Below are 9,517 nucleotides of genomic sequence, written 5' to 3' on the forward strand. Positions count from 1 at the left end.
TTGTGGCCTGAGCCACTCGCGCCGGATCGTAATCAAGACGAAGATAAAGCTGCTTTCCCGGACCGACGACCAGATGAAGCGCATAGTGGGTAGCGTCATGAGCCGTGGCCTCTATGAGTGTCAGACCTTTTGCCGATTCGCTGAAGGCGGCACGGTCCAGAGGGTAATTTTCGAACACCACTAAGGTGTCGAATAGTTGGCCCAATCCGGCGGCTTGCTGGATCGCGGAAAGCCCGACGTGCTGCCACGGGAGCATTGAGGTCTGACTCTGCTGTATTTGTTGCAGCAGCTCCGTAAAGGTGGCGGCGGGATCGAGACGAATGCGGAGAGGCAGCGTATTGATGAAGAGCCCGACCATTCTATCGACTCCCGTTAATTCCGCAGGACGGCCGGAGACCGTGATGCCGAAGACAACATCCTCCCGGCCCAGGATACGGCCCAGCAGGATGGCCCAGAGTGCTTGCACCGCGGTATTCAGCGTGACGCTTTGCTCGTTGGCGAGCGATTGCAGACGCGCGGTTAGATCCAAAGGCACATGGAATTCCCATCGCTGCGGCACGCTATGCGGAGCATTGTTTGCGGTTAGAAGCGTGGGGCTGTCAAGGCCTGCCAGATAGGCCCGCCATGCGGAAAGACCCGCTTCCTCATTCTGAGCTGCGACCCACGCCAGATAGTCTCGATAGGGGCGGATCGGAGCCAGGGAATGCGAACCAGTTTCGCGATAGAGCGTGAAGAGTTCTCCGATCAGAGTCGGCATGGACCAGCCATCAATCAGCAGATGATGGATGGTGAAAATTAGCCGATGCTGGCTATTTCCCAAGCGGAGCAACTTGAGCCGAAGCAGCGGCCCTATTGAGAAATCGAAACGCTTGACCCGATCTGCGGTGATGATTGCGGACTCCGTAGCATGGCGCTGCCCGGCGGAAAGCTTAGAGAGGTCCTCCTCACTCCAGGGGATTGGAGACCGGCGCGGGATCACCTGCAGAGGACGCGATACTCCTTCGCTTACGATCACCGCGCGCAGGTTGGCATGACGGTCCAGTAGTGCTTGAGCTCCTTCGCGCATACGTTCACTGTCGAAGGAACCCTCGAACAGGAAGGTGACTTGAACGGTATAGACATCGGCATCCGCCTCGTCATAAAGGGCGTGGAAGAATAGTCCTTCTTGCAGAGACGACAGGGGCAAAACATCTTCCAGACCCTGGACCTGGGCCTCCAAACACTCCACTTCGTTTTGGGATAACTTCACCAGCGGGAAGTCCGATGGGGAGTGTCCGCTGGCGCGCTGATCGACGGAGCGAACCAGGGCTTCGAGCGTGCGCCTCCACCTGCCGGAAATCTCCTGGACCCTGGCTTCGCTGAGGTGACGCCCCGCCCAACTCCACGTGGCGGAAAGTACGGGACCCTCCGGCCCATCGAGCGTTTGCGCGTTGACCTCCAGCAGGTGGAACAGCGGCATGTTGGGGTCTACCCGGCTGCTGAGTCCGAGAGCTTCGGGCGCGGAAGACCATTCCGCGGCGTGGCCACCTTCGAACCGGCCGAGGTAGTTGAAGGCGATCTGCGGAGAGGGCCTTTGTGCCAGGATCTTCTGGGTTCGCGAATTCAGATAACGCATCAACCCGTAACCAAGTCCCTTGGCGGGGATCATCCGCAATTGTTCTTTGACCTGCTTGAACAGCCGGACGAGAGAGGGGCCACCGTTCAAGGCATCCTGGAGATCGATGTCGCTGGCACTCAAGGTGACCGGATAGATTTTGGTGAACCATCCAACGGTGCGTGTCAGATCCAGCTCTTCGGTTTCGCGGCCGTGTCCTTCAATATCAATCAAGGTTCGCTGTCCGCCCAATGCCACGGTAAGGGCTGTCAGGAGGACATCGTCGATTCCCGCATGAAACGCAGCCGGCACAGAGGTGAGGATGCGCGAGGTGACTTCAACGGGCAGGTCGATGCGGAGATGTCCTGCCGTGCTCATCGTATCGAGGCGCGGATCGAGGGTTACCCCCGGCAAGAAGGGGATGCCACTCTGGACGATTCGTTCCCATTGAGGAAGCTCGGCTTCGGTCACGGGAGAGACAGCCTGCTCCGCGAGATACTTTGCCCATACGCGGAATGGCGTGGCTTCCGATTCAGAGGCAGTCTTCTGATCATGGGTGATGGCATGCCAGAGTTGCGCCAGATCGGGGAGCAGAATCCTCCAGGAGACGCCATCGACTGCCATATGATGGATGGTTAAGAGAAGACGCTGAGCTTCCGGGAACCATACTGCTTCGAATACTCGGCCATCTTCCGGGTCGAGGCGATCGTTCGCGGCCGCGGCCGCTTCCCGCATCGTTTCGAAGCGGGTGATTTCATCGAGTCCGGAGACATCGACGCGAGTAAAGCAGGATGCCGCCGATATAGTTCTCGGGTGCTCGATGAACATGCTCGAACGACTGGCGCGAAGGCGAAGAACATCATGCCGGTCCAGCAGCGCCTGAAGGGCGGGTATCAGATTCGATTCGTCCGCGGTGTCCGGCAAGCAGACAAGCATGGATTGGCTGAAGCTGCGAATAGGACCACCGCGCTCGAGGAACCAGCGCATGACGGGAGTCGGTGTGATCCCTCCCGAGCGTTCGCTGAGATCCCATGTTCTCTGAGCGGCACGGATCGGTCTCGCGATCAGAGCGAGCGAAGCCGCGGTCTGCTGCTGGAAAACGTCGCGAACGCTGATTTCCCACCCGGCACGTCTTGCCCGACTCACCAGTTGAATGGACAAGATGCTATCGCCGCCCAGACGAAAGAAGCTGTCGTCCAGTTCCACCTCTTTGAGCGATAGGACTTCCTGGAAGAGATTGCGGAAGGTCTTCTCTGAGGGTGTTTGGGGGATTCTCTGCTGGGAAGTGTTTCGTTGCGGCGCGGCTAGGGAGGCCAGGTCGAGCTTGCCGTTGGGGGTAAGCGGCAGCGCCTTAAGCACCACAAAGACCGACGGCACCATGTATGCGGGCAACGTGTCGCTCAGGTGACTGCGCAGGGCATCTTCCTCTAATGTGCTGCCTTCCGGGAGGTCAGAAGTGAGATACGCGACGAGCATTCTGGTGCTTTCGCTATCGGCCCGTACGATTACTTTTGCGTCAGCGACTTCTGGAAGTTCGGTAAGAGCTGCTTCAATTTCTCCAAGTTCAATACGAAACCCACGCAGCTTGACCTGTTGATCGGCGCGGCCGAGGAAGAGCAGTACTCCGTCTTCCCGCCAGCATGCCAGGTCGCCGGTGCGATACATCCGTGCTCCCGTTTGCTCAGAATAAGGATCTGCCACAAACCTTTCCGCTGTTGCTCCAGGCCGGTTCAGATAGCCGCGAGCAAGACCTGCCCCGGTCGCGTACAACTCTCCCATGACTCCGAGCGGAACTGGTTGGAGCGCGCTATCCAGCACACGGACTCCTGTACCGCGGATGGGGGTCCCGATGGGCAAAGCGAGATTGAAGTCCGCGTCGCGCGGTATGGCGTAGCAACTGGTGAAGGTGGTATTTTCCGTGGGTCCGTAGCCATTGATGACCATGCACTGCGGATGAGCCTGCTGGACCTTCTGAACATGCCTGGGGGAAAGCAGATCTCCTCCCGCCATGAGCTGTCGAACCTGCGCTAAGGCGGGGAGAGCATGATCGACCATCTGATTGAAGAGGCCAGATGTCAGCCACATCGTATTGACGTGGCAGCCGGTCACGACGCTCGAGATTTCTTCAAGAGACGGTGTGACGGATTGGAGCAGCGCCACGGTACCGCCGTTAAGCAGGGCGCCCCAGATCTCCAGGGTCGCTGCATCGAAGCTCAGCCGGGCCATGTGCAGGATGCAGGTGGAAGCATCCAGGGTGGCGAAGTCGGGCTCGATCACAAGACGCGCGATCCCGCGATGCGGCACAAGGACGGCTTTTGGCTGTCCTGTCGATCCCGAGGTGAAATTGACGTATGCCCCATGATCTGGCGAGATGCGTAGGGATGGATTCTCCGTACGGGAACTGCCGCTGGTTACGATGTGCTCTACCTTGTCCTCAAACAGGGAATGATAGGTTGACGCGGTGACTACATGTCGCGCACGGGAGAGGAGCAAGAGCTCATTTCTGCGTCGTGCAGGTAGATTCGAATCAAGGGGAACGTAGGTAGCGCCCGCTTTCAGAATTCCGAGTACCCCGGCCAGCATTTCGATGGAACGATCCATGCAGATGGCAACCGGGTTATCCGGCTGGACGCCGAGCTCGATCAAACGATGAGCGATCCGGTTTGCGGCGCTGTTCAACTCACCGTAGGTTGCCGCTCCCTCGTTAGAAAGTGCTGCGACAGCCTGCGGCGCACGTGCGGCATGGGCTTCGAAAAGCTCAGGAACAGTTGCGGCGGAGGTTGCTGGTTTCATTCCCCCGAGGCGCTGAAGCAGATGTTTCTTTTCGTCAGGTTCAAGGATGTCGAACTCGTGAATCTTCGCATCCGGCCTGGCAACTGCCAGCGTCAGGAGCCGGATCAGTTGTTCCGCCATGCGCTCGACGATCTGGGGATCGAACAAATCGGAACTGTATTCGAAGACGCCTTCTACTCCCAGCGGCTTCCTGCCTGTCCCATATGTTTCGCCAAGATTCAGTGTCAGATCGAACTTTGCGGTGTCCCAGGCGATTGGCTCCGGCTTGATTTTCAGCCCCTCGAGCTTCATCTCCACCGTGGGTGTATTTTGCAGCACCAACATGACCTGGAAGAGCGGCTGACGCGAAGCGGAGCGTTCGGGCTGGAGCGCGTCTACGACACGTTCGAATGGAACGTCCCTATTAGCGAAGGCATCTAGATCCACGGACCGTATGCGAGAAACCAGTTCGCGGAAGGAGGGCCGTCCGGAAATATCCGTTCGCAAGACTAGCGTATTAACGAAGAAGCCAACCAGATCTTCCACGGCTGCTTCGTCTCTGCCCACTACGCTCGTTCCTATCGGAATGTCTTCGCCTGCGCCCAGGCGGGAGAGAAGAGCGGCCAGCCCTGCCTGAAGGACCATGAAGAGGCTTGCGCCGGAGGCTTGTGCCAGTTGGAGTAGGCCAGCGTGCAACTGGGCGTCGAGTCGCAAGGGGACTAAGCCTCCGCAATATCGCGGCTGAGCGGGACGCGTTCTGCTGGAAAGATGGATCTCCGGTGGAGCTTCGGCTAGCGTTTTTCGCCAGTATTCGATCTGGCGCCCGGCGATGCTCTGGGAATCGCTATCGTTACCGAGCATCTCGCGCTGCCATACGGTGTAGTCGGCGTAATGAACCGGAAGATCCTGGAAGGCAGGCGATTCGCCGCGCATCCTTGCCCCATAGGCAACGGTCAGATCGCGGGTCAGCGGCATGACAGACCAGCCATCGGCCGCGATGTGATGCACGATGACTGCTAAGACGTAAGTAGCCGAGGCCACGCGGAAGAGCTGTGCGCTGAGTGGGATTTCGCGCGAAATATCAATGCATTTGGCGGCGGCCTCTCTCAGCTTTTCAGCCAGCTCCGCTTCCGGAATGTCTTTGATCTCCAGGTGGAATGCTGCTTCTGCCGGAGAGAGGATCTGTTGGAATGCCCGGTCGCCTGATTCGGGGAACACGGTTCGTAATGTTTCATGGCGGGCGATGACGTCGCAGAGAGCATGCTGAAGTGCTTCCACATTCAGCGTTCCTTCGATTCGTGCCGCGAAGGGGATGTTGTAGGTCGAACTCGGACCCTCCATGCAGTGGAGGAACCAAAGCCGGCGCTGTGCATAAGAAAGCGGAGGATGTGCTGGCCGGGACTGCCGCACCAGGGCGGGACGGGTTGTTTCGGTGGCGCGCAAACGTTCTGCAAGCCCTGCGATGGTGGGAGCCTCAAAGAAAGCGCGAATAGAAATTTCCCGCCTCAGGTTTACACGCAGACGGCTCAACAACCGCATGGCCATGAGCGAATGACCGCCCAGGACAAAGAAATCGTCGTCCAGGCCAACGCGCTCTAGACCAAGCAGCTCTGCAAAGATATTGCAGAGGATTTCTTCCTCGGGAGTTCGCGGCGCGCGGTACGAGCGGGTGCTGTCTTCTTGAGGCTGATGCGGTTCCTCCAATAGCGCACGCCGGTCGAGCTTGCCATTGGTGTTCAGTGGCAACCTGTCTCTAACGGAGATGGCGGCCGGAACCATAAACTCCGGTAACTTGGTGAGAAGCTGCCGACGCAACTCTGCAGCCTGCGTTTCCGGAGATGCGGAGACGAAAGCAAAGAGGATTTGTCCGCCGGCAAAGTCCGGCCGCGGAATCACAGCTGCTTGCTTCACTCCCGGGCATGCCATCAGAGCTGCTTCGATTTCACCCAGTTCGATACGGAAACCACGGACTTTGACCTGCGAGTCTGTTCGGCCCAGGTATTCGATAGCGCCGTCGCTTGTCCATCGCGCGAGGTCACCCGTTCGATACATTCGGGCTCCCGAATCGTTCGCGTACGGATCTGTGATGAAGCGCTCAGATGTCAGGGACGGCCGCTTCAGATAGCCGCGCGCCAGGCCAACGCCGGCCAGATAGAGCTCTCCTGTAACGCCTGCAGGGACAGGTTCAAGGCCTGCATCCAAGATATAGGTGCGCAGGTTCCAGATTGGCGGACCAATCGGAGGGGTCTTTCCGCCATCCTCAACGCGGCATTTCCAGGCGGTGACTTCAATCGAAGCTTCGGTGGGACCGTACAGATTATGGAGTTCGACATGCGGAAAGATCTGGAAGAATCGCTCTTGGATATCGCCTGTTAATGCTTCCCCGCTGCAGATCACTCGCTTCAGGCTGGAGCAGCGAGTGGCACGTGCCGGATCATCAAGAAAGGCACGAAGCATCGAAGGTACAAAATGGAGAGTGGTAATCCGCTGTTGCTCTACGAGGCGCGCAATGTGATCCGGATCCCGGTGTGCTCCCGGAGGAGACATCACCAGCCTCGCTCCAGACATCAGCGGCCAGAAGAACTCCCACACTGATACATCAAAGCTATAGGGCGTCTTTTGCAGCACAGCATCGCCGATGTCCAGAGAAAGCGTCGCTTGGATCCACGAAAGCCGGTTTACCAAGCCCGCATGGACATTGGGCGTTCCTTTCGGCGCGCCGGTGGAACCCGAGGTATATATGACGTAAACAGGATGGAGCGACAGGAGGGTGCTGATACGTTCTTCGTCGGAAAGATCATTCTCCTGGAACTCTTGAAGATCGAGGCTGGCCAACAGCGATGCGTTGAGCACGGCGACCGGCTTGGCGTCGTTCACAATTCGGTCGATACGCTCCTGTGGGTAGTCGACATCCAAGGGAAGGTAGGCTGCGCCTGTTTTGATGGTTGCGAGCATCGCAACCACCAATTCCACCGAGCGCTCCAGCATGAGGCAGACGATGCCCTCAGGACCGGCCCCCAGCGTTCGCAAATAACGTGCTAACCGGTTCGCGCGCGCATTCAGGGAAGCGTAGGTGAGAGATTCTTTCCCGTACACCAGAGCTGTTGCGCTCCGGCTCTGTCTCACCTGTGCTTCAAACAAATCAGGCAAAGTAGCGTCCGGCATAGGATGTGCGGTGGCATTGAAAACTTTGAGGACTTGCCTTCTCTCGGCAGGAGAGAGGATGTTCAGGCAGGCTACCGGTGTATCGGGGGAGGCGGTTGCTGCTTCAAGCAGGCGAACAAGGCCAGCGGCGATTTTTCCCGCTGTCGCCGGCTCGAACAGATCAAGGCTGTATTCGAGGCCTCCGGAAATTCCCAGCAGCTCCGAGCCTGGGCTGCGATGCTCTCCGAGGTTTAGGGTCAGGTCGAATTTCGCTGTATTCCATGCCAGCGGTTCTCCGCTTACCGTCAAGCCGGGAAGGTCCATGCTGCCTAGAGGAGCATTCTGAAACGCGAACATAACCTGAAACAGGGGATTGCGAGAGAGAGAGCGCTGTGGCTGCAACGCTTCCACTAGGCGTTCGAAGGGGACGTCCTGGTGTGCATAGGCTTCCAGATTGAACTTCCTGATGCGCGCAATGAGCTCGCGAAAGGAGGGATAGGAGGAAAGGTCAGCGCGCAGGACAAGTGTGTTGACGAAGAGACCGACGGCGTCTTCCAACTCGCGCCGAGATCGCCCCGCCACAGGACTGCCGATGGGAATATCTTCGCCGGCTCCCAAACGGGAAAGAAGCGCTGCAAACCCGGCCTGTAGAACCATGAAGAGGCTGGCGCCGTTCTTTTGAGCCAGCGCTGTCAGCCTGCGGTGTAATTCCGCATCCAGCACCACAGGGACGACCGCGCCGCGAAAACTTGAAACCGCAGGGCGCGTATGGTCGAAAGGAAGAGGCAGTTCCTCGGGCAGGCCGACGAGTGCATGTCGCCAGAATGCAATTTGACTAGATAGGAGGCTTGTCGGATCTTTCTCCTCACCCATGAGCCTGCGCTGCCAGAGAGCGTAATCCGCATACTGAACGACCGGCGCGGGAAAGGCCGGTGCTCTGCCTAGGGTCCTGGACGTGTATGCCAGCGTCAAGTCATGGGTCAATGGGCCAACGGACCAGCCATCGGTCGCGGTGTGATGAATGACCAGCAGGAGCACATGGCAGCGGGCATTCAGCCGGAACAGCCATGTGTGCACCGGGATCTCTTGTGCGATGTCGATGCGGGCTTCCACGGCCTGCGCGATACGCTGGGAGAGGAGGCTTTCGTCAACATCTTCCGCAGCAAGCCGGATGAGTGCATTTGTCTCCGGCAAAATGCGTTGGAATGTACCGTCATCCGTATCTTCAAAGATCGTTCGGAGACTTTCGTGCCGGGCAACGACGTCTTGGACTGCTGACTCAAGGGCTGCTGCTTCCAGCTCTCCTTCGAGACGCAGTGCGATCGGTATGTTGTACATTCCGGTTCCGCCATCGATGCGGTGCAGAAACCAGAGACGGTGCTGGGCGAAGGAAAGCGGGATACGGCTGGGCCGCGCGATGTGCCCCAGCCCGTTGCGCCCCCGTCCGTTCACTGCCGTCTTGCTCTCTCCAGTCAGGAACTCGATGAGCTGGTCGCGATTCTGTTCCAGCGTTGATCGTATTTCCGGAGTCAATGTACTTCGGCGTGTTCTGACGCGAAGTGCACCCTCCTCCACTTCGAGCTGCACTCCTGCAGCCGAAAGACTCTCCACCAGGTCTGCGATTGTAGCTGTACTCAACATTAGATCCACAGATCGATTACCTCATCAGCTTCATCACTCTCAGTGATGATCGCAGCGGACAGCCGTTCGATTTCGGCGCCCAAATCCGACAACTTCGAATACTCAAAAATGACGCGAACAGGCACAACAACTTTGAATGCTTCGTTGAGACGGCTGGCAACTCGCGTGGCGGATAAGGAATGGCCGCCGAGCTCGAAGAAGTCATCATCCGCTCCCACCTGATCGACATCAAAGATCTCGCGCATTACCCTGCATATGACGGCTTCGGTGGGTGTTCTTGGGGTGCGGTAGTTGTGTGAGTGTAGTTCTGGTTCTGGGAGAGCGGTGCGGTCGATTTTTCCATTTGGGGAGAGGGGGAAGTGTTCG

Annotated in this window: 2 protein-coding genes; both read right to left on the reverse strand. The window is 58.2% G+C overall.

Going from position 1 to position 9,517, the window contains the following annotated elements:
• The coding region (locus GSQ94_RS15735) for a non-ribosomal peptide synthetase (protein WP_158944825.1) at positions 1–9,151 on the reverse strand (9,151 nt) is incomplete at its 3' end.
• A partial coding sequence (locus GSQ94_RS15740) for a phosphopantetheine-binding protein (protein WP_216843104.1) occupies positions 9,151–9,517 on the reverse strand: 367 nt, incomplete at its 5' end. The genes GSQ94_RS15740 and GSQ94_RS15735, both read right to left, overlap by 1 nt.

The organism is Granulicella sp. S190 (genome assembly GCF_009766095.1).
Taxonomy (GTDB): Bacteria; Acidobacteriota; Terriglobia; order Terriglobales; family Acidobacteriaceae; genus Edaphobacter.